At 57.6% G+C, this 24,038-nt stretch carries 22 protein-coding genes; 5 read left to right on the top strand and 17 right to left on the bottom strand.

All coding sequences use genetic code 11. The features are described 5' to 3' along the window. Positions 1-3: 3 nt before the first annotated feature. The 16 genes from atpG to rpmH all read right to left on the bottom strand — a co-directional run bounded on the left by atpG (position 4) and on the right by rpmH (position 14,109). The gene (gene atpG, locus AB1J88_RS20750) at positions 4-864 is read right to left on the bottom strand and encodes a F0F1 ATP synthase subunit gamma (protein WP_007954161.1); all 861 of its coding nucleotides are present in this window, start codon (positions 862-864) and stop codon (positions 4-6) included. Between the two features lie 50 nt (positions 865-914). Then, complete coding sequence (atpA, locus tag AB1J88_RS20745; RefSeq protein ID WP_041073579.1) at positions 915-2,459, bottom strand: F0F1 ATP synthase subunit alpha; 1,545 nt, start codon at positions 2,457-2,459, stop codon at positions 915-917. A 21-nt stretch (positions 2,460-2,480) separates the two neighbouring features. Further along, entirely contained in the window at positions 2,481-3,017 is a 537-nt protein-coding gene (locus AB1J88_RS20740; protein ID WP_007911956.1) for a F0F1 ATP synthase subunit delta, read from the bottom strand. Between the two features lie 12 nt (positions 3,018-3,029). After that, entirely contained in the window at positions 3,030-3,500 is a 471-nt protein-coding gene (locus AB1J88_RS20735; protein WP_011336718.1) for a F0F1 ATP synthase subunit B, read from the bottom strand. Between the two features lie 59 nt (positions 3,501-3,559). Continuing rightward, on the bottom strand, positions 3,560-3,817 hold the full coding sequence (gene atpE / locus AB1J88_RS20730) for a F0F1 ATP synthase subunit C (protein WP_003097235.1): 258 nt from the start codon (positions 3,815-3,817) through the stop codon (positions 3,560-3,562). A 133-nt stretch (positions 3,818-3,950) separates the two neighbouring features. Continuing rightward, positions 3,951-4,820, bottom strand: a complete 870-nt coding sequence (gene atpB, locus AB1J88_RS20725; protein ID WP_222017493.1) for a F0F1 ATP synthase subunit A — start codon at positions 4,818-4,820, stop codon at positions 3,951-3,953. A gap of 16 nt (positions 4,821-4,836) precedes the next feature. Next, positions 4,837-5,244: a F0F1 ATP synthase subunit I gene (locus AB1J88_RS20720; RefSeq protein ID WP_003229783.1), complete on the bottom strand. Its 408-nt coding sequence runs from the start codon at positions 5,242-5,244 to the stop codon at positions 4,837-4,839. Between the two features lie 148 nt (positions 5,245-5,392). Then, entirely contained in the window at positions 5,393-6,265 is an 873-nt protein-coding gene (locus AB1J88_RS20715) for a ParB/RepB/Spo0J family partition protein (RefSeq protein ID WP_430291864.1), read from the bottom strand. A 9-nt stretch (positions 6,266-6,274) separates the two neighbouring features. Further along, complete coding sequence (locus tag AB1J88_RS20710) at positions 6,275-7,072, bottom strand: ParA family protein (RefSeq protein ID WP_041073588.1); 798 nt, start codon at positions 7,070-7,072, stop codon at positions 6,275-6,277. A gap of 18 nt (positions 7,073-7,090) precedes the next feature. After that, positions 7,091-7,735 (bottom strand): 16S rRNA (guanine(527)-N(7))-methyltransferase RsmG, encoded by a 645-nt coding sequence (gene rsmG, locus AB1J88_RS20705; RefSeq protein ID WP_041073590.1) that lies wholly within the window; start codon positions 7,733-7,735, stop codon positions 7,091-7,093. After that, complete coding sequence (gene mnmG / locus AB1J88_RS20700) at positions 7,732-9,630, bottom strand: tRNA uridine-5-carboxymethylaminomethyl(34) synthesis enzyme MnmG (RefSeq protein WP_430291863.1); 1,899 nt, start codon at positions 9,628-9,630, stop codon at positions 7,732-7,734. The genes rsmG and mnmG overlap by 4 nt, the downstream gene beginning before the upstream one ends. 551 nt (positions 9,631-10,181) lie before the next feature. Next, positions 10,182-11,552, bottom strand: coding sequence for a tRNA uridine-5-carboxymethylaminomethyl(34) synthesis GTPase MnmE (mnmE, locus tag AB1J88_RS20695; protein WP_108184348.1), 1,371 nt, complete (start codon positions 11,550-11,552; stop codon positions 10,182-10,184). Between the two features lie 81 nt (positions 11,553-11,633). Continuing rightward, on the bottom strand, positions 11,634-13,316 hold the full coding sequence (yidC, locus tag AB1J88_RS20690; protein WP_108184349.1) for a membrane protein insertase YidC: 1,683 nt from the start codon (positions 13,314-13,316) through the stop codon (positions 11,634-11,636). A gap of 2 nt (positions 13,317-13,318) precedes the next feature. Then, complete coding sequence (gene yidD / locus AB1J88_RS20685) at positions 13,319-13,564, bottom strand: membrane protein insertion efficiency factor YidD (protein WP_080921994.1); 246 nt, start codon at positions 13,562-13,564, stop codon at positions 13,319-13,321. Next, on the bottom strand, positions 13,557-13,958 hold the full coding sequence (gene rnpA / locus AB1J88_RS20680) for a ribonuclease P protein component (protein WP_218191430.1): 402 nt from the start codon (positions 13,956-13,958) through the stop codon (positions 13,557-13,559). Before rnpA ends, yidD begins: the two co-directional genes overlap by 8 nt. Before the next feature lie 16 nt (positions 13,959-13,974). Further along, positions 13,975-14,109 carry a 50S ribosomal protein L34 gene (gene rpmH, locus AB1J88_RS20675; protein ID WP_003213577.1) on the bottom strand — a complete coding sequence of 45 codons (135 nt, stop codon included), beginning with the start codon at positions 14,107-14,109 and terminating at the stop codon, positions 13,975-13,977. A 566-nt stretch (positions 14,110-14,675) separates the two neighbouring features. Between rpmH and dnaA the strand changes: the two genes are divergently transcribed. From dnaA to AB1J88_RS20650, 5 genes are all read left to right on the top strand, one after another. Continuing rightward, a complete protein-coding gene (gene dnaA / locus AB1J88_RS20670; protein WP_041073598.1) occupies positions 14,676-16,199 on the top strand; it encodes a chromosomal replication initiator protein DnaA in 1,524 nt (507 codons plus the stop codon). Between the two features lie 39 nt (positions 16,200-16,238). Next, the gene (gene dnaN, locus AB1J88_RS20665) at positions 16,239-17,342 is read left to right on the top strand and encodes a DNA polymerase III subunit beta (protein WP_003220202.1); all 1,104 of its coding nucleotides are present in this window, start codon (positions 16,239-16,241) and stop codon (positions 17,340-17,342) included. 14 nt (positions 17,343-17,356) lie between these two features. Continuing rightward, positions 17,357-18,460 (top strand): DNA replication/repair protein RecF, encoded by a 1,104-nt coding sequence (recF, locus tag AB1J88_RS20660; RefSeq protein WP_003220208.1) that lies wholly within the window; start codon positions 17,357-17,359, stop codon positions 18,458-18,460. A gap of 5 nt (positions 18,461-18,465) precedes the next feature. Next, on the top strand, positions 18,466-20,883 hold the full coding sequence (gene gyrB, locus AB1J88_RS20655; protein WP_007960764.1) for a DNA topoisomerase (ATP-hydrolyzing) subunit B: 2,418 nt from the start codon (positions 18,466-18,468) through the stop codon (positions 20,881-20,883). A 198-nt stretch (positions 20,884-21,081) separates the two neighbouring features. Beyond that, on the top strand, positions 21,082-23,148 hold the full coding sequence (locus AB1J88_RS20650; RefSeq protein ID WP_430291862.1) for a DUF6311 domain-containing protein: 2,067 nt from the start codon (positions 21,082-21,084) through the stop codon (positions 23,146-23,148). A 37-nt stretch (positions 23,149-23,185) separates the two neighbouring features. On the opposite strand, the gene AB1J88_RS20645 is transcribed toward AB1J88_RS20650, so the two are convergent. Continuing rightward, positions 23,186-23,905 carry a response regulator transcription factor gene (locus tag AB1J88_RS20645; protein WP_430291861.1) on the bottom strand — a complete coding sequence of 240 codons (720 nt, stop codon included), beginning with the start codon at positions 23,903-23,905 and terminating at the stop codon, positions 23,186-23,188. Positions 23,906-24,038 lie beyond the last annotated feature (133 nt).

The raw sequence follows: 24,038 nt of genomic DNA, 5'->3' as shown, positions 1-24,038 counted from the left end.
CCGTTAAACCGCGGCAGCGCCGCCGACGATTTCCGAGATCTCTTGGGTGATCGCAGCCTGACGCGCCTTGTTGTAGATCAGCTGCAAATCGCTGATCAAATCACCGGCGTTGTCGGTAGCGTTCTTCATCGCGATCATCCGCGCAGCTTGTTCGGCCGCGTTGTTCTCGACCACCGCCTGGTACACCTGCGACTCCACGTAACGCACCATCAAGCCGTCTAGCAGCTCTTTGGCATCTGGTTCGTAGAGGTAGTCCCAGTGGTGCTTGAGTTCTTGATCCGGGGTCGCCACCAGTGGAATCAACTGCTCCACGGTAGGCTGTTGCGTCATGGTGTTGATGAACTTGTTGGATACCACGGACAGGCGGTCAATACGGCCGTCCAGGTAGGCATCCAGCATCACCTTGACGCTGCCGATCAGATCATTGATCGACGGCTCTTCACCCAGGTGGCTGATAGCTGCAACGACGTTACCGCCGAAGTTGCGGAAAAAGGCCGCACCCTTGCTACCAACAACACACAGATCAATCTCGACGCCGTTTTCGCGGTTTACCGCCATGTCCTTGACCAGGGCCTTGAACAGGTTGGTGTTCAAGCCGCCGCACAGACCACGGTCACTGCTCACTACGACATAACCGACGCGCTTTACTTCACGGTCGATCATGAACGGGTGGCGGTATTCCGGGTTGGCGTTGGCCAGATGCCCAATTACCTGGCGGATACGTTCCGCATAAGGACGGCTAGCAGCCATGCGCATTTGTGCCTTGCGCATTTTGCTGACCGCCACTTTTTCCATGGCGCTGGTAATCTTTTGCGTGCTTTTGATGCTCGCAATCTTACTGCGAATCTCTTTTGCGCCTGCCATGTAACACCTATCAGGTTAGCAAGCGGGAGCCTTGCGGCTCCCGCTGCGGCTTACCAGGTTTGGGTGGCCTTGAACTTCTCGATACCGGCTTTGAGGCCAGCGTCGATTTCGTCATTGAAGTCACCTTTAACGTTGATCTTGGCCATCAAATCGGCGTGATCGCGGTTGAAGAAAGCAATCAGCGCTTGTTCGAAGCTGCCGATCTTGGCGATTTCAATGTCAGTCAGGAACCCACGCTCAGCGGCATACAGCGACAGCGCCATGTCAGCGATCGACATCGGTGCGTATTGCTTCTGCTTCATCAGCTCGGTAACGCGCTGACCATGCTCAAGTTGCTTGCGGGTCGCTTCGTCCAGGTCAGAAGCGAACTGGGCGAATGCCGCCAGTTCACGGTACTGAGCCAGAGCGGTACGGATACCACCGGACAGCTTCTTGATGATCTTGGTCTGAGCGGCACCACCCACACGGGATACCGAAACACCGGCGTTCACTGCAGGGCGAATGCCCGAGTTGAACATGGCCGATTCCAGGAAGATCTGACCGTCGGTGATGGAAATCACGTTGGTCGGAACGAACGCGGAAACGTCGCCAGCCTGGGTTTCGATGATCGGCAGTGCGGTCAGGGAACCGGTTTTGCCGGTCACTGCGCCGTTGGTGAACTTCTCTACGTACTCTTCCGAAACGCGGGATGCGCGCTCCAGCAGACGGGAGTGGAGATAGAACACGTCGCCTGGGTAAGCTTCACGGCCTGGTGGACGGCGCAGCAGCAGGGAAATCTGGCGGTAAGCCACTGCTTGCTTGGACAGATCGTCATAAACGATCAGCGCGTCTTCACCGCGGTCGCGGAAGAATTCACCCATGGTGCAACCGGAGTACGGAGCCAGGAATTGCAGTGCTGCAGATTCCGAAGCGCTCGCTGCAACGATGATGGTGTTAGCCAGTGCACCGTTTTCTTCCAGCTTGCGAACCACGTTGGCGATGGTCGACTGCTTCTGACCGATTGCCACGTAGACGCAGAAAATGCCGCTGTCTTTCTGGTTGATGATCGCGTCGATCGCCAGAGCGGTTTTACCGATCTGACGGTCACCGATGATCAGCTCACGCTGGCCACGGCCGACAGGGATCATGGCATCGACAGCCTTGTAGCCAGTCTGTACAGGCTGGTCTACCGACTTACGCCAGATCACGCCCGGTGCAACTTTCTCGACCGCGTCGGTCTCGGTGTTGCCCAGTGGACCTTTGCCGTCAACAGGGTTACCCAGTGCGTCGACTACGCGACCCAGCAGTTCCTTACCTACCGGAACTTCGAGGATGCGGCCGGTGCACTTGGCGCTCATGCCTTCAGCCAGACTGGTGTATGCGCCCAGTACAACGGCACCTACGGAGTCTTGCTCCAGGTTGAGGGCCATACCGTAGACGCCGCCCGGAAACTCGATCATCTCGCCGTACATGACGTCGGCCAGACCGTGAATCCGCACGATGCCGTCAGATACGCTGACGACAGTGCCTTCGTTACGGGCTTGGGAGGTCACATCGAGCTTTTCGATGCGGCCCTTGATAATTTCACTTATTTCGGAAGGATTGAGTTGCTGCATTGCTCTGCTGCCCCTTCAAACTCAAGATTTCAATGCTTCGGCAAGTTTCGCGATTTTGCCGCGAATCGAGCCATCGATAACCAGGTCGCCGGCGCGGATAACGACACCACCTATAAGGGCAGCATCCTCCGCAACTTGCAGGCGCACTTCCCGGTTGAGTCGTGCACTGAGAACCTTGGCGAGTTTGTCTTGCTGTTCTTGGTTCAATGCAAAAGCACTGGTCACTTCAACGTCTACCGATTTCTCTTGCTCGGCCTTGTACAGGTCGAAAAGAGCGGCGATCTCCGGCAGAAGCGGGAGACGGTCGTTTTCGGCAACGACATTGATGAAATTCTGTGCCTTGGCATCGAACTTGTCGCCGCACACGTCAATGAACGTGGCGGCCTTTTCTGCGCTCGTCAGTCGCGGGGCCTTGAGCACGCGCTGCATGGTGTCGTCTTGCGACACCGCTGCTGCCAGGCCGAGCATGGCTGACCAATTGGCCAGTTGCTGGTGGGCCTGAGCGTGCTCGAAGGCCGCCTTAGCGTAAGGTCGGGCCAACGTGGTCAGTTCTGCCATGATCGCCCTCGCTTAGATTTCAGCAGCCAGTTGGTTAACCAGCTCTGCGTGCGCGTTTTGATCGATTGTGGCACCCAGGATCTTCTCGGCGCCGCCGACAGCCAGCAAGCCCACTTGGGCGCGCAGCTTGTCTTTGACACTGTTCAGTTCCTGTTCGATCTCGGCTTGAGCCTGAACCTTCACACGGTCAGCGTCGATACGGGCTTTTTCAACAGCCTCTTCAACGATCTGGTTACCGCGTTTCTTGGCTTGCTCGATGATTTCAGCTGCCTGAGCTTTCGCTTCGCGCAGTTGCTGACCCGCTTTCTCTTGGGCCAACTCCAGGTCGCGAGCTGCTCGGCTGGCAGCGTCCAGACCATCAGCGATCTTCTTTTGACGTTCGTGCAGTGCCGCAATGACCGGAGGCCATACGAACTTCATGCAGAACAGTACAAAAATCAGGAACGCAACGGACTGGCCAATCAGGGTCGCATTAATGTTCACGCCAACACCTCGCAGTTACGTTGTCCATCACATCAAATTACTCGGAAGAATCCGGGTAATTAGCCAGCGATCTGACCAACGAACGGGTTCGCAAAGGTGAAGAACAGAGCGATACCAACACCGATCATGGTTACGGCGTCGAGCAGACCGGCAACGATGAACATTTTAACTTGCAGCATTGGAACCATTTCTGGCTGACGCGCTGCGCCTTCCAGGAACTTGCCGCCCAGCAGGCCGAAACCAATTGCGGTACCCAGTGCGCCCAGGCCGATCAACAGTGCAACAGCGATAGCGGTTAGACCAACTACAGTTTCCATCTTTCCTCCCGACTTTTACGTCGTATGGTTTAGGTTTTTTAGATTAAAGCGGTAAAACAAATCGTTTCAGAGGCCCGGTTAGGAGCCCCTTCCCGTTTGACCGGGAAGGACATCAGACTAGTCGAGACTCGTCTTAATGGTTTTCTTCGTGCGCCATCGACAGGTAGACGATGGTCAGCATCATGAAGATGAACGCCTGCAGGGTGATGATCAGGATGTGGAACACAGCCCACGCCCACTGCAGAACAACGCCCAGGCCGCTCAGCCAGAGCAGGCCGCTGCCGAACATCACAGCGATCAGAATGAACACCAGCTCGCCGGCATACATGTTGCCGAACAGACGCAGGGCCAGAGAGATCGGCTTGGCGATCAGGGTCACGAATTCCAGCAGGAAGTTCACCGGGATCAGCAGGGCCTGAACGAAGATGTTCTTGCTGCCAAACGGGTGCAGGGTCAGTTCGCCGATGAAACCGCCGATGCCCTTGACCTTGATGCTGTAGAAAATGATCAGTGCGAAAACCGAGAACGCCATGCCCAGGGTCGCGTTCGGGTCGGTTGTCGACACGGCGCGGAACGGGATGTGGTGGTCACCGGAAATCAGGATGGCCAGCTGAGGAATCCAGTCGACCGGTACCAGGTCGATGGCGTTCATCAGGAACACCCAGACGAAGATGGTCAGTGCCAGCGGTGCAATCACCGGGCTACGGCCATGGAAGCTGTCTTTCACGCTGCCATCGACGAATTCGACCAATACTTCAACGAAGTTCTGCAAAGCACCCGGCTGACCCGAAGTCGCTTTCTTTGCCGCCATGCGGAAAAGGAAAACGAAGATCAGACCCAGCGCGACCGACCAGCCGAGGGTATCGACGTGGAAAGCCCAGAAGCCCATTTCCTTGGCTTCTGCTGCGGAATGGGCAAAGCCCCAGCCGCCGTTAGGTAGCTGACCGAAGGTCAGGTTCTGCAAGTGGTGCTGGATATAGCCCGAAGCGGTTGTTTCTGCCATGGTTGCCTCAAACGCCCTAAGGTCTCGAAAGTCTTGTTCTCATCAGCAGGGGAGCGAACCAGCTGACCGACTGAGTCAGCACGAAGGCGCCGAATACTGCGATCGGCGCCAATGGCTTCACACCTGCAAACACCAGTGCAAACAGCACTGCTGTCAAAATCAGTTTGCCTGCCTCGCCGGCATAAAATGACCGGACGATGGACTGGGCTGCTCGGGCGCCGGAAAACCGAAATGCCTTGTGAGCGAAATAAACATTGGGCAGCAAGGCTATCAGGCCTCCGCAAAGTCCCGAGTATCCGGCAACGACTCCGTGCCATTGCCAGAGCGCCAAAGCGGCAATGAGCAAAATGACAAATTGAGCCATCAACACCGGAAAAACCGCCAGGCGATGGAACGGCAGGCGGTTTGGCTTGCGGGTTTCCATCACGTTTGCTCTCCAATGGTCGGCTGCCGAAATTCAATAACTTGGCATAATTTGTGCCGACAAAATGCGCGCAGAGTATAGGGGCGGTTCTGCCCCTATTCAACTGTCAGGTAGTGATTTCCGACTGCGCGCTACATGAGGAAATGTTTCAGCGGATGTGTGCGAGCACACCTTGAAGCTCATCGAGGGAGTTGTAACCGATCACCAACTGCCCTTTTCCCTTCTTCCCGTGGCGGATCTGCACCGCAGAGCCTAGGCGCTCGGCCAGACGCTGTTCGAGCCGGGCGATATCCGGGTCGGGTTTGGCCGCTTCCACAGGCTCCGGTTTGCCACTCAACCACTGGCGAACCAGTGCCTCAGTCTGGCGCACAGTCAGGCCGCGTGCGACAACATGTCGCGCCCCTTCCACCTGCTGATTGTCCGGCAGACCGAGCAAAGCACGGGCATGACCCATTTCCATGTCACCGTGGGACAGCATGGTCTTGATGACTTCCGGCAGTGCAATAAGTCGCAACAGGTTAGCCACAGTCACGCGGGACTTACCCACAGCCTCGGCCACCTGTTGTTGTGTGAGCTGGAATTCCTGCTGCAGGCGCTGCAAGGCGACGGCTTCTTCGATCGGGTTCAGGTCTTCACGCTGAATGTTCTCGATCAGCGCAATGGCGATCGCGGTTTCATCCGGCACATCACGGACCATCGCCGGGATGGTTTCCTGGCCGGCCTGCTGGCTGGCGCGCCAGCGGCGTTCACCGGCGATGATCTCGAAGCGGCCGCCGCCAATCGGGCGCACCACGATCGGCTGCATCACGCCTTGCGACTTGATTGATTGCGCCAGCTCTTCCAGTGCCTGCGGGTCCATGTCGCGGCGTGGCTGGTATTTGCCGCGCTGCAGCAGGTCCAGCGGCAAGTGTTGCAGTTCACGGGTATCGGCCTGCGCCGCCTGTTCTTCCAGCGCGCTGACGGTCGGACCACTCAGCAGTGCATCCAGTCCACGTCCGAGACCTCGTTTCTTGACGGCCATGGGGATTCCTTAAGTTGGCTGGGCAGCGGCGATGCGTGAATTTTTGCGCTGACGGCGAACCATTTCGCCCGCCAGAGCCAGATAGGCCAGCGCGCCGCGCGATTGCTTGTCGTAGGCCAGTGCCGGCATACCGTAGCTCGGCGCTTCGGCCAGACGGATGTTGCGCGGGATCACTGTGTCGTACAACTGTTCGCCAAAGTGTTCCTTGAGCTGGGCCGAGACGTCGTTCATCAGACTCAGCCGCGGGTCGTACATGGTGCGCAGCAAACCTTCGACCTTGAGGTTGGGGTTCAGCAGTTCGGCGATGCGCTTGATGTTATCCACAAGGTCGCTCAAGCCTTCGAGCGCAAAGTATTCGCATTGCATGGGGATAATGACCCCATCGGCGGCAACCAGAGCGTTCAACGTGAGCATCGACAGCGACGGCGGGCAGTCGATCAAAATGTAATCGTAGTTTTCACGGATCGGCGCCAACGCGCTGCGCAGACGGCTTTCCTTCATCTGCATTTCCAGCAGCACCACTTCGGCCGCCGTCAGATCCCGGTTGGCCGGCAGCAGTTGATAACCGCCATGTTCCGAGAAGTGCATGGCCTGGGCCAGATCGCATTCGCCGATCAGCAGGTCGTAGACCGAGTTTTCCAAGCCGTGTTTATCCACACCGCTACCCATGGTGGCGTTGCCCTGTGGATCGAGATCGATCAACAGCACCCGGCGCTTGGTCGCGACCAGGGATGCTGCGAGGTTGATACAGGTGGTGGTCTTGCCCACACCACCCTTCTGGTTCGCTATCGCGAATACCTTAGCCATTCTTGCTTGTGTTCCCAATCATGCCGTGCGGCGCAGTATCAGCAGATGGCGTTGGCCTTGGCAACCGGGGACGGCCAGGGCGTGTTCGCTATCGAGTTTGAAGTCTGCCGGCAATGCTACCAGCTCATCGGCCGGATGAACGCCCTTCATTGCCAGCCAGCGCGTGTCGGCATCGCCGAGGTGGCGAGTCCAGTTGGTGAAGTTCTCCATGCTGCTGAAAGCCCGGGAAATGATCCCGTTGAATGGCTGGGCAGGCTGGAAAGCTTCGACACGACTGTGGATAACTTGCAGGTTATCCAGTTTGAGTTCGAGTTTGACCTGAGTCAGGAAGCGGGTTTTCTTGCCGTTGCTGTCCAGACAAGTCACTTGCGAGTCCGGATACAGGATCGCCAACGGGATCCCCGGCATGCCGCCGCCGCTGCCGACGTCGAGCCAGCGACCGTTTTCGATAAACGACATCACGCTCAGACTGTCGAGCAGATGCCGCGAGACCATCTCGTCCGGGTCGCGCACTGCAGTCAGGTTGTAGGCCTGGTTCCATTTGATCAACAGGGCCAGGTAACCCAGCAGCAATTCGTGCTGGGCTGCGCTGAGATTGACACCGAGCGCGCGGGCTCCTGTGGATAACTCTTCGGCGTGTTGCGAAGTGACCTTAGAACTCAAGCGCTTTGCTCCAACTGACGGCCCGCGCCGCGTTTTTTCAAATGAATCATCAACAGCGAAATCGCTGCCGGGGTCACGCCCGGAATCCGCGAAGCCTGGCCGAGCGTCTCCGGACGCGTGGCACCGAGCTTGCTCTGGATCTCCTTGGAGAGACCGGAAATGTTGGTGTAATCGATATCCACAGGCAGTTTCGTGTCTTCACTAGCGCGCAGACGGGCGATTTCGTCCTGTTGACGGTCGATGTAACCGGCGTATTTGGTCTTGATCTCAACCTGTTCGGCGACCTGTGGATCTTCGGCGCCCTGCCCGGTCACTTCGACCAGACCAGCGTAGTCGATTTCCGGACGGCTCAAGAGGTTGAGCAAGTTGTATTCGTGAGTCAGCGGTGTGCCGAATTTTTCCGCAATCGCATCACCCTGCTGCGTGCCCGGGCGAACCCAGGTGCTTTTCAGGCGCTGCTCTTCCAGTTCGATGTTTTCGCGCTTCTTGCAGAACGCCGCCCAACGCGCGTCATCGACCAGACCCAGTTCGCGGCCTTTTTCGGTCAGACGCAGGTCGGCGTTGTCTTCACGCAGGATCAGGCGGTACTCGGCACGGGAAGTGAACATGCGGTACGGCTCTTGGGTACCGAGGGTGATCAGGTCGTCGACCAGTACGCCGATGTACGCCTCATCGCGGCGCGGGCACCAGGCTTCTTTGCCCTTGGCGCGCAGCGCAGCGTTGGCCCCGGCAAGCAAACCTTGCGCACCGGCTTCTTCGTAACCGGTGGTGCCGTTGATTTGCCCGGCGAAGAACAGACCGCCGATGACTTTGGTTTCCAGGCTGTACTTCAGGTCGCGCGGATCGAAGTAGTCGTACTCGATCGCATAACCCGGACGCACGATGTGCGCGTTTTCCAAGCCGCGAATCGATTGCACGATCTGCAATTGCACGTCGAACGGCAGGCTTGTGGATATCCCGTTCGGGTACAGCTCATGGGTGGTCAGGCCTTCCGGCTCGATGAACACCTGATGGCTTTCCTTGTCGGCAAAGCGATGAATCTTGTCTTCGATCGACGGGCAATAACGCGGGCCGATGCCCTCGATCTCGCCGGCAGCGGAATACATCGGCGAACGGTCGAGGTTCGCCGCGATGATTTCGTGGGTGCGGGCGTTGGTATGAGTAATCCAGCAACTGACCTGGCGTGGATGCTGTTCCTTGTTTCCCATGAACGACATCACCGGGATCGGCGTATCGCCTGGTTGCTCGGTCATCACCGAGAAATCCACAGACTTGCCATCAATGCGCGGTGGGGTACCGGTTTTCAGGCGACCGACACGCAGCGGCAGTTCACGTAGTCGATGTGCGAGGGCAATCGATGGCGGATCACCGGCACGACCGCCGGAGAAATTTTGCAAACCAATGTGGATAAGTCCACCGAGGAACGTTCCGGTGGTCAGCACCACGGAATCGGCGAAGAAGCGCAGACCCATTTGTGTGACCACACCACGAACCTGTTCCTGCTCGACGATCAAGTCGTCAGCAGCCTGTTGAAATATCCACAGATTCGGCTGGTTTTCCAGGATTTCGCGGACAGCGGCCTTGTACAGAATCCGGTCCGCCTGGGCACGGGTTGCACGCACGGCCGGGCCTTTACGGCTGTTCAACACACGAAACTGGATACCGCCCAGGTCGGTAGCCACGGCCATCGCGCCGCCGAGGGCATCGATTTCCTTGACCAGATGGCTTTTGCCAATGCCACCGATGGCCGGGTTGCAGCTCATGGCACCGAGGGTTTCCACGTTATGCGTCAGCAACAGGGTTTTTGCCCCCATACGTGCTGAGGCCAGTGCTGCCTCGGTACCGGCATGACCGCCGCCGATGACGATCACTTCAAAACGGGAAGGGAAATCCACCACGCACCTCGTGCCTGCTTAAGTAGGTCATTCAGGAATAGTTTGAGATCAGGTTTCTGAACCTGGTCGACAAGTATAGGGACTTCGCCCTTCCTAAAGAACCCTTTGCACAAAATTTAACCAGCTGTGGAGAACTCGAGATCAAAAGAATAAAAAAGAGAGAAATTTATAAAACCTTTGTTTTTATGTTTATTCTTACTGACCATCCTTTCTGTGGATAGATCGCTACAGGCTATATATTTCAATATGTACAGCGTTTCAAAACCCTGTGACCAGGTGCCAATGAGGCCCTTGGATAACCGCTTTAAGCCTGTGGATGAATGAAGTGGTTATCCACAGAGGCAGTTATATTCAGTTTTGGAGCCCTGTTATCAACTGCCCTCAGTGGCAGTTATTCACAGGGCTTAATCCACAGAAATCCGCTGAGTGACTGTACGACGGCCGAGGGAAATCCGCTGAGGGAGAGGGAATCTGCCCGGCACTGGAGAAAGGAATTGGAAATGAGGGTGCAGACAGGCCGCGAATGGGCCTGTCTGCTTACAGCAGAGGGCTTATTTACCGATACAGAAACTGGAAAAGATCCGGCCGAGCAGGTCATCGGAGCTGAATGCCCCGGTGATTTCGCCCAGTGAGTGCTGTGCCTGACGCAAATCTTCGGCCAGCAGTTCACCGGCACCTGCCAGCGTCAGCTGTGCACGACCATGTTCCAGCGCTGCACTGGCATGGCGCAGTGCTTCCAGATGGCGGCGACGGGCACTGAAGCTGCTTTCCGAGGTTTGCTCATAGCCCATGCAGGCCTTGAGGTGGTCGCGCAGCAATTCCAGACCTTCGCCGGCGGATTTGGCGCTGAGGCTGATGGTCACGTGGCCATCGTCACTGACTTCCAGGGCAATCGTCTCACCCGTCAGGTCAGCCTTGTTGCGGATCAAGGTGACTTTGGCCGGATCTGGCCGGGTTTCGAGGAATTCCGGCCACAGGGCAAACGGATCCGCCGCTTCCGGCGCAGTGGCATCGACCACCAGCAACACCCGGTCGGCTTCAGTGATCGCCTTCAGCGCTCGTTCAACACCAATCTTTTCCACTTGATCATCGGTATCGCGCAGACCGGCGGTGTCCACCACGTGCAACGGCATGCCATCAATGTGGATATGTTCGCGCAGAATGTCCCGCGTGGTACCGGCGATCTCAGTCACGATCGCGGCTTCGCGGCCAGCCAGGGCATTCAACAGGCTGGACTTGCCGGCATTCGGACGACCGGCAATCACCACGGTCATACCGTCGCGCAACAAGGCACCCTGTCCGGCTTCCCGCAGCACAGTGGATAACTCTTCACGTACCTTGTCGAGCATGCTCAACACATGGCCATCGGCAAGAAAGTCGATTTCCTCTTCCGGAAAGTCGATGGCAGCTTCCACGTAGATGCGCAGGCCGATCAGTTGTTCAGTGAGGTTATGCACACGCTGGGAAAACGCTCCCTGCAGCGAGCGCAAGGCATTGCGTGCAGCCTGTGCAGAACTGGCTTCGATCAGATCGGCAATCGCCTCGGCCTGAGCCAGGTCGAGTTTGTCGTTGAGGAACGCGCGCTCGCTGAATTCGCCGGGGCGGGCCAGACGGCAACCCAGTTCCAGGCAACGCTTGAGCAACATATCCAGAACAATCGGGCCGCCGTGGCCCTGCAGTTCCAGCACGTCTTCGCCGGTGAACGAGTTCGGCCCCGGGAAATACAGAGCCAGTCCTTCGTCCAGCACTTGCTGATCATCACTGAAAAACGGACCGTAATGCGCGTAACGCGGTTTCAGTTCACGGCCGCTGATGGCTTTGGCTGCGACGCTGGCCAACGGCCCGGAAATACGGACGATGCCGACACCGCCGCGACCTTGAGCGGTGGCGACAGCGGCGATGGTTTCACGAGGTGCGCTCATAAACCGGAATCCAGACAAAAGTGGCAGATAGCAAAACGCCCCACTAGGGGGCGTTTTGAGTGGTGTTATCCACAGAGTAAGTTACGCCTCGGCTTTTTTCGTCGCCGCTTCGATCTTACGCGTGATGTACCACTGTTGGGCAATCGACAGGCAGTTGTTCACAACCCAGTACAGCACCAGACCAGCCGGGAACCACAGGAAGAAGAAGGTGAAGATGATTGGCATCATTTTCATGACCTTCGCCTGCATCGGATCCGGTGGAGTCGGGTTCAGACGCTGCTGAATGAACATGGTCGCGCCCATGATGATCGGCAGGATGAAGAACGGATCCTTGATCGACAGGTCAGTGATCCACAGCATGAATGGCGCTTGGCGCATTTCCACGCTTTCCAGCAGAACCCAGTACAGCGAAAGGAAAACCGGCATCTGCACGAGGATCGGCAAGCAGCCGCCCAGCGGATTGATCTTCTCTTTCTTGTACAGCTCCATCATGGCTTGCGACATTTTCTGCCGGTCATCGCCATGTTGCTCTTTCAATGCAGCCAGTTTCGGCGCAACGGCACGCATGCGCGCCATGGATTTGTAGCTGGCGGCCGACAATGGGAAGAAGATCCCTTTGATCAGCATGGTCAGGAAGATAATCGACCAGCCCCAGTTACCCACAATCGCGTGAATGTGTTGCAGCAGCCAGAAGATCGGTTGAGCGATGAACCACAGAATGCCGTAGTCGACCGTCAGTTCCAGACCTGGGGATAACTGTTTCAGCACGGCCTGGCTTTTCGGCCCGGCGTACAGAATGGCGCTGGTTTCAACTTTCGCACCCGGTGCAGCGGTCAGCGAAGGACCGGTGTAACCGATGATGTAGTTGCCTTTGCTGTCTTTACGCGTCTGAACGATGTTGTTTTCGCCTTTCGGCGCAACCCACGCAGTCACGAAGTAATGCTGCAGCCAGGCTACCCAGCCACCGGTGACGGTTTCCTTCAGCTGACCTTTGTCCATGTCTTTCATGGACACTTTCTTGTACGGCTCGGAACTTGTCCACAGGGCAGCGCCCAGGTAAGTCGCGGTGCCGGTGGCAGTGGTCGACGAAGGGTCGGCACTGGCATCGCGCTTCAGCTGGGCGAACATCGAACCCGACCAAGGCTGAGCGCTCTGGTTATCCACAAGGTAGGTCACGGTCACGTCATACAGGCCGCGTTTCAGAGTGAAACGCTTGATGTAATTGACGCCGTCCTTGCTGAACTTCAGGTCGACAACCAGTTGATCCTGACCGTCAGCCAGTTGATAACTTTTCTTCTCCGAGGCGTAAACCGGACGACCGGCCGGGCTTGCGTCCGGACCGTTGGTGCCGATCAGGCCGCTTTGTGCCAGATAAGTACGTTCGCCGCCGTTGTCGAACAGCTGGAACGGTACATCAGGACGATCCTGACGACGTGGATACAGTGGCAAAGTCAGTTGAGCAACGTCACCGCCCTGTGGATCGATCGCCAGATCGAGCACGTCGGTTTTGACCTGGATCAGATCCTTGCTGGCAGCGACTGGCGTTTCCACAGGTGCGCTGGTATCGCTGGCGGCACGCGGAATATCGTCACTGGCGGAAGCGTTATTGCCAGGAACGGTGTCCGGCAAACCGGATGCAGTCGTACTGGTAGCAACATTCTGAGTCGGCAGGGCAGCCTGGCCATAATCCTGGTTCCATTTAAGAACCATGACGTAGGACACGATTGCCAGGGCGACGATCAGGATCGTGCGTTTGATATCCATGATTACTCGGCCATCGAAGAAGAACGGGAGGTAGGGATAGGTGGAACCGGGTCATAACCACCGGGATTCCACGGATGACAGCGACCTAAACGACGAAAGGTCAGCCAGCCACCGCGCAGAAGGCCATGATTTTCGATGGCTTCATACGCGTAGCAAGAACAACTGGGGTAGAAACGACAGTGATTGGCCATCAAAGGACTAATGGCGTAGCGATAAAACTGGATCGGAACGAGGGCCAGTTTACGCATCTGGACTGTCTACCCCTACAGTTTCGGTTTTGACTGCTGAAACTGGCTTGTTACGGGCCAGGCGCTTCCAGAGTTTGCCGAAATGCTGAATCAATTCGGGGTTTTCTACGTCGCCCAAACCTTTGCGCGCGACGATAACGATGTCCCAGCCGACCAGAGAATCCTGGTGCAGACGGAACGATTCGCGCATCAGACGTTTGAGGCGATTGCGCTCAACGGAGAGCTTTACGCTCTTTTTCCCGATAACCAGCCCGAGACGGGGGTGATCAAGATCGTTGTTGCGCGCAAGGAGCAGGAGATTTTTCCCCGGAACCTTGCCGGTAGGGGAGTCAAAGACTGCCTTGAAATGCCGGGGGGTAAGCAGACGCTTTTCCCGACTGAAGTCCTGACTCACCTCCAGTACCGGATTATCAAACTGCCAGACGCGCACGACCTTTGGCGCGACGACGCGACAGGACAGCGCGACCGTTCTTGGTAGCCATGCGAGCACGGAAACCGTGGGTACGAGCGCGTTTGATAGTGCTTGGTTGGAAAGTACGTTTCATGTCGTGTTACCTGGTTCGTCCACAACGGGCCGGAATGGCCCCCGTTTTAAGAGACCGGGGATTCTAGAGAAAGCAAGCCCTCAGGTCAATTTCCAACCAGCGTTTCCTTATAAATAGATCTCTGGAGCTTGCGGAAGCGAAATCCTGTTTGCCAGACATAAAAATAAAGAAGGGAATTATTTAAAGCTTTTCTGTAAAGCTTGTAAAAGCTAGGGCGCCCCTCTTCTGTGGATAACCATGCTCAGCCCTTATAAAGCTTGATGTACAGAGAATGACAACTACAGTGGAAAACCGTGTTCAGCCTGTGCTGCGCTGTCGGATAACCTGTGTGTGGAATGGCCTGTTATCCACAGGCTGGTTATCCACCGAGTTCCACCCCCAGTTGTCCAGTGCCCTCAAAGGCGGTTATCCACAGAGCTTATGCACACACCGTTGGTCGCCTTTTTACCGGTTAACGCATTGATTAATCATGGTCACCACACAACCTGCATGTGGATAAGTGGACGGCTCGCCGCTACAATGGCCGCTTGTTTTTGCCTCACCGGCTTTCAACTTAGGGGATATCCGTGTCAGTGGAACTTTGGCAGCAGTGCGTGGAGCTTTTGCGCGAAGAGCTGCCTGCCCAACAATTCAACACCTGGATCCGTCCACTACAGGTCGAAGCCGAAGGCGACGAGTTGCGCGTCTACGCACCGAACCGTTTTGTGCTGGACTGGGTCAACGAAAAGTACCTCGGTCGCGTCCTTGAACTGCTGGATGAGCACGGCAACGGCATGGCGCCAGCGCTTTCCTTATTAATAGGCAGCAAACGCAGCTCGGCACCGCGTGCCGCGCCGAATGCGCCGTTGGCCGCTGCGCAGGTGTCCCAGGCGCAGGCCAATACCGCGCCGGCCAGCGCGCCAGCCCCGGCTCCAAGTGCAGCCCCGGCCAAGCGCTCGACGCAGAAAACCGAGGAAGTCAGTGAAGAGCCGTCCCGCGACAGCTTTGACCCGATGGCCGGTGCGGCCTCGCAACAGGCCCCGGTTCGCGCCGAACAGCGCACAGTGCAGGTCGAAGGCGCGCTCAAGCACACCAGTTACCTGAACCGCACCTTCACTTTCGAGAATTTCGTCGAAGGCAAGTCCAACCAGCTCGCCCGCGCGGCGGCCTGGCAGGTGGCGGACAATCCCAAGCACGGTTACAACCCGCTGTTCCTGTATGGCGGCGTCGGTCTGGGTAAAACCCACTTGATGCACGCGGTGGGTAACCATCTATTAAAGAAGAACCCGAATGCCAAGGTCGTGTACCTGCATTCCGAGCGTTTCGTGGCCGACATGGTCAAGGCGCTGCAACTGAACGCGATCAACGAATTCAAGCGCTTCTACCGTTCGGTGGACGCTCTGCTGATCGACGATATTCAGTTCTTCGCCCGTAAAGAGCGTTCCCAGGAAGAGTTTTTCCACACCTTCAACGCCCTGCTTGAAGGTGGCCAGCAGGTCATTCTCACCAGTGACCGCTACCCGAAAGAAATCGAAGGCCTTGAAGAGCGCCTCAAGTCCCGCTTCGGCTGGGGCCTGACGGTTGCCGTCGAGCCGCCGGAGCTTGAAACCCGCGTGGCGATCTTGATGAAGAAGGCTGATCAGGCCAAAGTCGAGTTGCCTCACGACGCGGCGTTCTTCATAGCCCAGCGAATTCGTTCCAACGTCCGAGAGCTGGAAGGTGCGCTGAAACGCGTGATCGCTCACTCGCACTTCATGGGCCGCGACATCACCATCGAGTTGATTCGCGAATCTCTGAAGGACTTGTTGGCACTGCAGGACAAACTGGTTTCTGTGGATAACATTCAGCGCACCGTCGCCGAGTACTACAAGATCAAGATTTCCGACCTGCTGTCCAAGCGTCGTTCGCGCTCGGTGGCACGTCCGCGTCAGGTGGCCATGGCATTGTCCAAGGAGCTGACCAACCACAGCCTGCCGGAAATCGGCGATGTGTTTGGTGGTCGCGACCACACGACGGTGTTGCACGCCTGCCGCAAGATCAACGAACTTAAGGAATCCGACGCGGACATCCGCGAGGACTACAAGAACCTGCTGCGTACACTGACCACTTGATGAACACCAGCGCAGCTTATTAAGGCAAGGGACTAGACCATGCATTTCACCATTCAACGCGAAGCCCTGTTGAAACCCCTGCAACTGGTCGCAGGCGTCGTCGAGCGCCGACAGACCTTGCCGGTACTGTCCAACGTGCTGTTGGTCGTCGACGGCCAGCAGCTGTCGCTGACCGGTACCGACCTGGAAGTCGAGCTGGTGGGGCGCGTGCAACTCGAAGAACCGGCCGAAACCGGCTCCATCACCGTGCCGGCGCGCAAGCTGATGGACATCTGCAAGAGCCTGCCCAACGACGCGCTGATCGACATCAAGGTCGACGAGCAGAAACTGGTCGTGAAGGCCGGTCGTAGCCGTTTCACCCTGTCGACCTTGCCGGCCAACGATTTCCCGACGGTTGAAGAAGGCCCGGGTTCGCTGACCTGCAGCCTGGAGCAGAGCAAACTGCGTCGTTTGATCGAACGCACCAGCTTCGCCATGGCCCAGCAGGACGTGCGCTACTACCTCAACGGCATGCTGCTGGAAGTTTCGGCTGGTGTGATCCGTGCCGTGGCCACCGACGGTCACCGTCTGGCGATGTGCTCGATGCAGGCCGATATCGGTCAGCCGGATCGCCACCAGGTGATCGTGCCGCGCAAAGGTATCCTCGAACTGGCGCGTCTGCTTACCGAGCCGGACGGCAACGTCAGCATCGTTCTGGGTCAGCACCACATCCGCGCCACCACCGGCGAATTCACCTTCACTTCGAAGCTGGTCGACGGCAAGTTCCCGGATTACGAGCGCGTTCTGCCAAAGGGCGGCGACAAGCTGGTATTGGGCGATCGTCAGGCACTGCGTGAAGCCTTCAGCCGTACCGCAATTCTGTCCAACGAGAAATACCGTGGTATCCGTCTGCAACTGGCTAACGGTCAGTTGAAGATCCAGGCCAACAACCCGGAGCAGGAAGAAGCCGAAGAAGAAGTGGGCGTTGAATACAACGGCGGTTCGCTGGAAATCGGCTTCAACGTGAGCTACCTGCTCGACGTGCTGGGCGTGATGACCACCGAACAGGTTCGCCTGATCCTGTCCGACTCCAACAGCAGTGCGCTGGTGCAAGAGTCCGACAATGACGACTCGGCTTATGTTGTCATGCCGATGCGTCTGTAATCAGCTGATCCTGGATGTCGTTAAGTCGTGTTTCGGTCACCGCGGTGCGCAATCTGCACCCGGTGACCTTCTCCCCCTCCCCCCGCATCAACATTCTTTACGGCGCCAACGGCAGCGGCAAAACCAGTGTTCTGGAAGCCATTCATCTGCTGGGGCTTGCCCGTTCGTTTCGTAGCACGCGGCTGTTGCCGGTCATCCAGTACGAGCAACTCGCCTGCACGGTGTTCGGTCAGGTCGAGTTGGCCGAGGGTGGCCACAGTGCGTTGGGCATATCTCGCGACCGTCAGGGTGAGTTTCAGATTCGCATCGACGGGCAGAACGCCCGCAGCGCTGCGCAATTGGCCGAGATCCTGCCACTGCAGTTGATCAACCCCGATAGCTTCCGCCTGCTCGAAGGTGCGCCGAAGATTCGCCGGCAGTTTCTGGATTGGGGTGTGTTCCACGTCGAGCCGCGTTTCATGGCGACCTGGCAGCGTTTGCAGAAGGCCTTGCGCCAGAGAAACTCCTGGCTGCGGCATGGTACACTTGACGCCGTTTCGCAAGCGGTTTGGGACAGGGAACTGTGCCAGGCCAGCGCTGAAATCGATGAATACCGCCGCGCTTACATCAAAGCCTTGAAACCAGTCTTTGAACAAACCTTGAGCGAACTGGTTGAGCTTGAAGGTTTGACGCTCAGCTATTACCGAGGCTGGGACAAGGACCGGGAATTGAGTGCCGTACTGGCTGGCTCCGTGCAACGGGACCAGCAAATGGGTCATACCCAGGCCGGACCGCAACGGGCTGATTTGCGTCTTAGATTGGGCGCACACAATGCCGCGGACATCTTGTCCCGGGGTCAGCAGAAGCTGGTGGTTTGTGCCTTGCGAATTGCCCAGGGGCATCTGGTGAGCCAGGCCCGACGCGGCCAGTGTATTTATCTGGTGGATGACTTGCCGTCCGAGCTGGACGAGAGCCACCGTCGCGCGCTGTGCCGCTTGCTGGAAGACTTACGCTGCCAGGTTTTCATCACCTGTGTAGATCACGAATTATTGAGGGAAGGCTGGCAGACGGAAACGCCAGTCGCTCTGTTCCACGTGGAACAGGGCCGTATCACCCAGACCCACGACCATCGGGAGTGAAGGCATTGAGCGAAGAAAATACGTACGACTCAACGAGCATTAAAGTGCTGAAAGGCCTGGATGCCGTACGCAAACGTCCCGGTATGTACATTGGTGACACTGACGATGGCAGCGGTCTGCACCACATGGTGTTCGAAGTGGTCGACAACTCGATCGACGAAGCCCTCGCCGGCCACTGCGACGACATCAGCATCATCATCCACCCGGATGAGTCCATCACCGTTAAAGACAACGGCCGTGGCATCCCGGTAGACGTGCACAAGGAGGAAGGCGTTTCCGCCGCCGAAGTCATCATGACCGTCCTCCACGCTGGCGGTAAGTTCGACGACAACTCCTACAAGGTCTCCGGCGGTCTGCACGGTGTAGGTGTGTCGGTTGTGAACGCGCTGTCCGAAGAGCTGGTACTGACCGTACGCCGCAGCGGCAAGATCTGGGAACAGACCTACGTCCACGGCGTGCCTCAGGCACCGATGGCGATCGTTGGCGACAGCGAAACCACCGGTACCCAGATCCACTTCAAGGCTTCCAGCGAAACCTTCAAGAACATTCACTTCAGCTGGGACATCCTGGCCAAGCGCATTCGTGAACTGTCCTTCCTCAACTCCGGTGTCGGCATCGTCCTCAAGGATGAGCGCAGCGGCAAGGAAGAGCTGTTCAAGTACGAAGGCGGCCTGCGTGCGTTCGTTGAATACCTGAACACCAACAAGACTGCGGTCAATCAGGTGTTCCATTTCAATATCCAGCGTGAAGACGGCATTGGCGTGGAAATCGCCCTGCAGTGGAACGACAGCTTCAACGAGAACCTGTTGTGCTTCACCAACAACATTCCACAGCGCGACGGCGGTACTCACCTGGTGGGTTTCCGTTCCGCACTGACACGTAACCTGAACAACTACATCGAGCAGGAAGGCCTGGCGAAGAAACACAAAGTCGCCACCACCGGTGACGATGCCCGTGAAGGCCTGACCGCGATCATTTCGGTGAAAGTGCCGGATCCGAAATTCAGCTCGCAGACCAAAGACAAGCTGGTGTCTTCCGAAGTGAAGACTGCGGTCGAGCAGGAGATGGGCAAGTACTTCTCCGACTTCCTGCTGGAAAACCCGAACGAAGCCAAGCTGGTCGTCGGCAAGATGATTGACGCGGCGCGTGCCCGTGAAGCGGCGCGCAAGGCCCGTGAGATGACCCGCCGCAAAGGCGCGCTGGACATTGCCGGCCTGCCGGGCAAGCTCGCTGACTGCCAGGAAAAAGACCCGGCGCTGTCCGAACTGTACCTCGTGGAAGGTGACTCCGCGGGCGGCTCTGCCAAGCAGGGACGTAACCGCAAGACCCAGGCGATCCTGCCGCTGAAGGGCAAGATCCTCAACGTCGAGAAAGCACGCTTCGACAAGATGATCTCGTCCCAGGAAGTGGGCACCCTGATCACCGCACTGGGCTGCGGTATCGGTCGCGAAGAGTACAACATCGACAAGCTGCGCTATCACAACATCATCATCATGACCGATGCTGACGTCGACGGTTCGCACATCCGTACCCTGCTGCTGACTTTCTTCTTCCGTCAGTTGCCGGAGTTGATCGAGCGCGGTTACATCTACATCGCCCAGCCGCCGCTGTACAAGGTCAAGAAAGGCAAGCAAGAGCAATACATCAAAGACGACGACGCCATGGAAGAGTACATGACGCAGTCGGCCCTGGAAGATGCGAGCCTGCACCTGAACGAAGAGGCTCCGGGCATTTCCGGTGAGGCGCTCGAGCGTCTGGTGAACGACTTCCGCATGGTGATGAAGACCCTCAAGCGTCTGTCGCGCCTGTACCCGCAGGAACTGACCGAGCACTTCATCTACCTGCCAGCCGTGAGCCTGGAAATGCTCGGCGACCACGCCAAGATGCAAGACTGGCTGGCCCAGTACGAAGTGCGTCTGCGCACCGTCGAGAAGTCGGGCCTGGTGTACAAGGCCAGCCTGCGTGAAGATCGTGAGCGTGGCGTGTGGCTGCCGGAGGTCGAACTGATCTCCCACGGCCTGTCGAACTACGTCACCTTCAACCGCGACTTCTTCGGCAGCAACGACTACAAGACCGTCGTCACCCTCGGCGCTCAACTGAGCACACTGCTCGACGAAGGCGCGTACATCCAGCGCGGCGAGCGCAAGAAAGCCGTCACCGAGTTCAAGGAAGCCCTCGACTGGCTGATGGCCGAAAGCACCAAGCGCCACACCATCCAGCGCTACAAAGGTCTGGGCGAAATGAACCCGGATCAGCTGTGGGAAACCACCATGGACCCAAGCGTGCGCCGCATGCTGAAAGTCACCATCGAAGACGCCATTGGCGCAGACCAGATCTTCAACACCCTGATGGGTGATGCGGTCGAACCTCGCCGTGACTTCATCGAGAGCAATGCACTGGCGGTGTCCAACCTGGATTTCTAAGGTTGCCGATGCTGCTCAGGAAAAGCCCGCGAAAGCGGGCTTTTTTTTGCGTTCAATTTCGTCTTGAGGCGCGATACGATGCGGGTCTTGCGTCGCAGACAGGCGGCCGGATTGTAGAAAAACGACTAAAAAAAGAGCAATCAATTGACTCATCAATGCGTAACGAAGGATTCCGTTAGACGTCCATGGGTCAATGCGTTGCCCCTGCTGCTGGGGGTTGTGGCGTTTTTTATCGTCATCGGCCCCAGGGCGTTGAACCCGCAAAATATTGCATGGCTGGGCAGTGGTGATCCGGCCACGCACTACCTGGGTTGGGTATTCTTCAGACACTCGCCCTGGTCGTGGCCGCTGGGGCTCAATCCTTCGTATGGATTGGAGCTGAGCAGCGCAATCATCTTTTCTGATTCCAATCCGCTGTTAGCGTTGGTCTTCAAACCTTTTGCCGCATGGCTACCCGAACCCTTTCAATACTTGGGCCTCTGGCTGCTGCTATGTTTTGTGCTACAGGGCTGGTTCGCCTGGAAGCTTATGGGGCTGGTCACCACCAATATTGCGCTGCGCTTGCTGGGTGCGGCGCTGTTTCTGTTCAACCCGGCGCTGATTTCGAGAATGGGCGAGCATTTGTCCCTGGCGGGGCATTTCCTGATTCTGGCTGCGTTGTATCTAGCCCTGCGTCCACACACCGAGCGGCGCCGTCTGGCTTGGGGCACGTTGTTGGCGGTCACCGCTTTGATACACGCTTATTTATTGGCGATGGTGGGTTTGATCTGGCTGGCCGACCTGCTGGCCCGTTCCTCGAAGCGGCAACTGCAGCTGAAAAACGCGTTTTTCGAACTGTTCAGCCTTCTGCTGCCGACAGGTTTGTGTTGCTGGCAGGCGGGCTATTTCACCGTCGAAGGGGACGGACTGGCCTCTTTTGGATTCGGACTGTTTCGTGCCAATGCGCTGACGTTCTTCGACCCAGCCGGATGGTCTTACATCCTCGGCGATATACCCGGCGTACCCGGGGATTTGGCCGGCATGGCTTTTCCGGGATTGGGGGTCCTGTTCCTGCTTGCTTGTGCGTTGTGGTTCATGTACTCAGGCGACAACCATTTTATGGAGGGCATGCGCAAATGCTGGTTATTGCTGCTGGCTCTGCTGGGATTAATGCTTTTCGCGTTCTCCAACAGGGTCGGTGTCGGACCGTTCGAGTTCGTCTACTGGTTGCCTGACCCCGTCATTTCCATGGCCGGTATTTTCCGTGCGTCGGGGCGGATGATCTGGCCGGTAATGTATGCGGCGATCTTCGCTGTGGTGTGCCTGATCGTGCGTAACTCTGCGCCACGAGCCGCGCTTGTGCTGCTGGCGATTGCGCTGCTGGTGCAGATCACTGACACCCGTGCCGGTTGGGAACACATTCGCCATCAACTGATGGTCACGCCTGCTGCAACGTGGAACACCCGGATGGTCGACCCGTTCTGGCAAAACGCGGCGACGTACTATCAGAAGGTCCGCTATGTGGTTCCACAAAACCTGACAACCCATTGGATGACCTTCTCTGATTATGCGGGCAGAAACCATCTCGCCACGGATGCCGTGTACCTGGGCCGAGTTAGCGCACAAGCTCAGGAAAATCTGCAGTTGGCGGCCACGAGGGCCATCGACTCCGGCAAGTTTGCACACGACACCCTCTATGTGCTCGAACAGCGCTCTGCCCTGCAAGCGACGGTCAGCATCAATCACGACAGCGATGTGCTGGCAAAGGTTGATGGCTTCTACGTGCTGGCACCGGGCTGGAAGGAGTGCTCTGCCTGTCCGCCAATCACCGATGAATCCCGGACATTGATTCCTTCATTTGGTGCAGGTGAAAAGCTGCAGTTCACGGAGGGCAGCCCCGGCGCCCAGGCGCTGGCCAAAGGCTGGTGGTTTGCCGAGGCGTGGGGCACCGGGTCAGTTGGAACGGATGCCGAAATTATCCTGCGGCCCAAGACTGGCTTGAGTTTGCTGACGCTTGAAACCAATGCCTTCCTGGCTGAGAAACACCCGCGCCAAGCGGTGGAGATCAGCATCAATAACGTGCCGCTACTTTCCACCAGCCTGACCAATGCCACCGCCAACACAATCAATATCAGCCTGCCCGCCCAAGTGCAGGCACTGGTCGCGCAGCAAGGTGTGTTGCGGGTTCAGTTGCATTTCCCTCTGGCAATAAGTCCGCATGACCTGGGCTGGAGCGAAGACACCCGCAAACTGGCGATCGGCTTGCTGGCGCTGACCTTTCATTGATCAAGGGGGCCAACGCAATGCCGTTGGCCTGCCCTTCTCACTCGTTTGTTGCTGCGACGCTCTCCAACCGATACCCATACCCATAAATCGTCAGCAACTGCCAACCGCGATCCGCCGTCAGCCCCAGTTTGTTGCGCAGGCGATAGATGTGCGTATCCAGCGGCCGTGATGACGCGACTTCTTCATGCGGCCAGAAGCGTTCGTACAGATACTCCCGCGATAACGGCCGACCCAGGTTACTGAACAGGCACCGCGCCAGGCGGTACTCACGTTCGGTCATGACGACTGACTTTCCCTCGCGGGTGACACTCAGTTCGGCATCGTCGAAGGTCAGGTCATTGAAGGTCAGGACTTCGCCAGCACTGCTGCGTGGCTGGCTGTGCCGGCGCAGGACGGCGGCGACTCGGGCTTTCAGCTCGTTGGGGCGGAAAGGCTTGCTGACGTAATCGTCGGCACCGGCGTTCAGCGCCTGGACGATATCGCTTTCGCCGTCGCGGCTGGTCAGCATGATCGCGGCGGGCGGCGACTCCATGTGTTCGCGGGTCCAGCGCAGCAGCGCCAGGCCAGTGATGTCGGGCAGTTGCCAGTCGAGGATCAGCAAGTCGAAGGTGTCCCGACGCAACTGGCGCAACAGGTCCTCACCCCGTTCAAAGCTGTGCAGCGACCAAGGCTGCTCTCCCACTGCAGCCATCTGCTGCAGGGTTTGCTCGACCCGACGCAGTTCGGCGGGTTCATCATCCAGTATCGCAACGCGCATACGCGTGGGTTCCTTGTTGCTTGGGCAGTGGCCGGCCACGTTAACGGCTCGGCCTGAGCAATAAAAGTAAGCCGTTCACCATGGGTCGACGTCCGCTATGATTCTTCGGATCTACATCCTCAGACCTGTGGCC

The organism is Pseudomonas sp. S8, assembly GCF_050473925.1.
In the GTDB taxonomy this organism is placed as follows: domain Bacteria; phylum Pseudomonadota; class Gammaproteobacteria; order Pseudomonadales; family Pseudomonadaceae; genus Aquipseudomonas; species Aquipseudomonas parakoreensis.
This window is presented reverse-complemented; position numbering and strand designations above follow the sequence as displayed.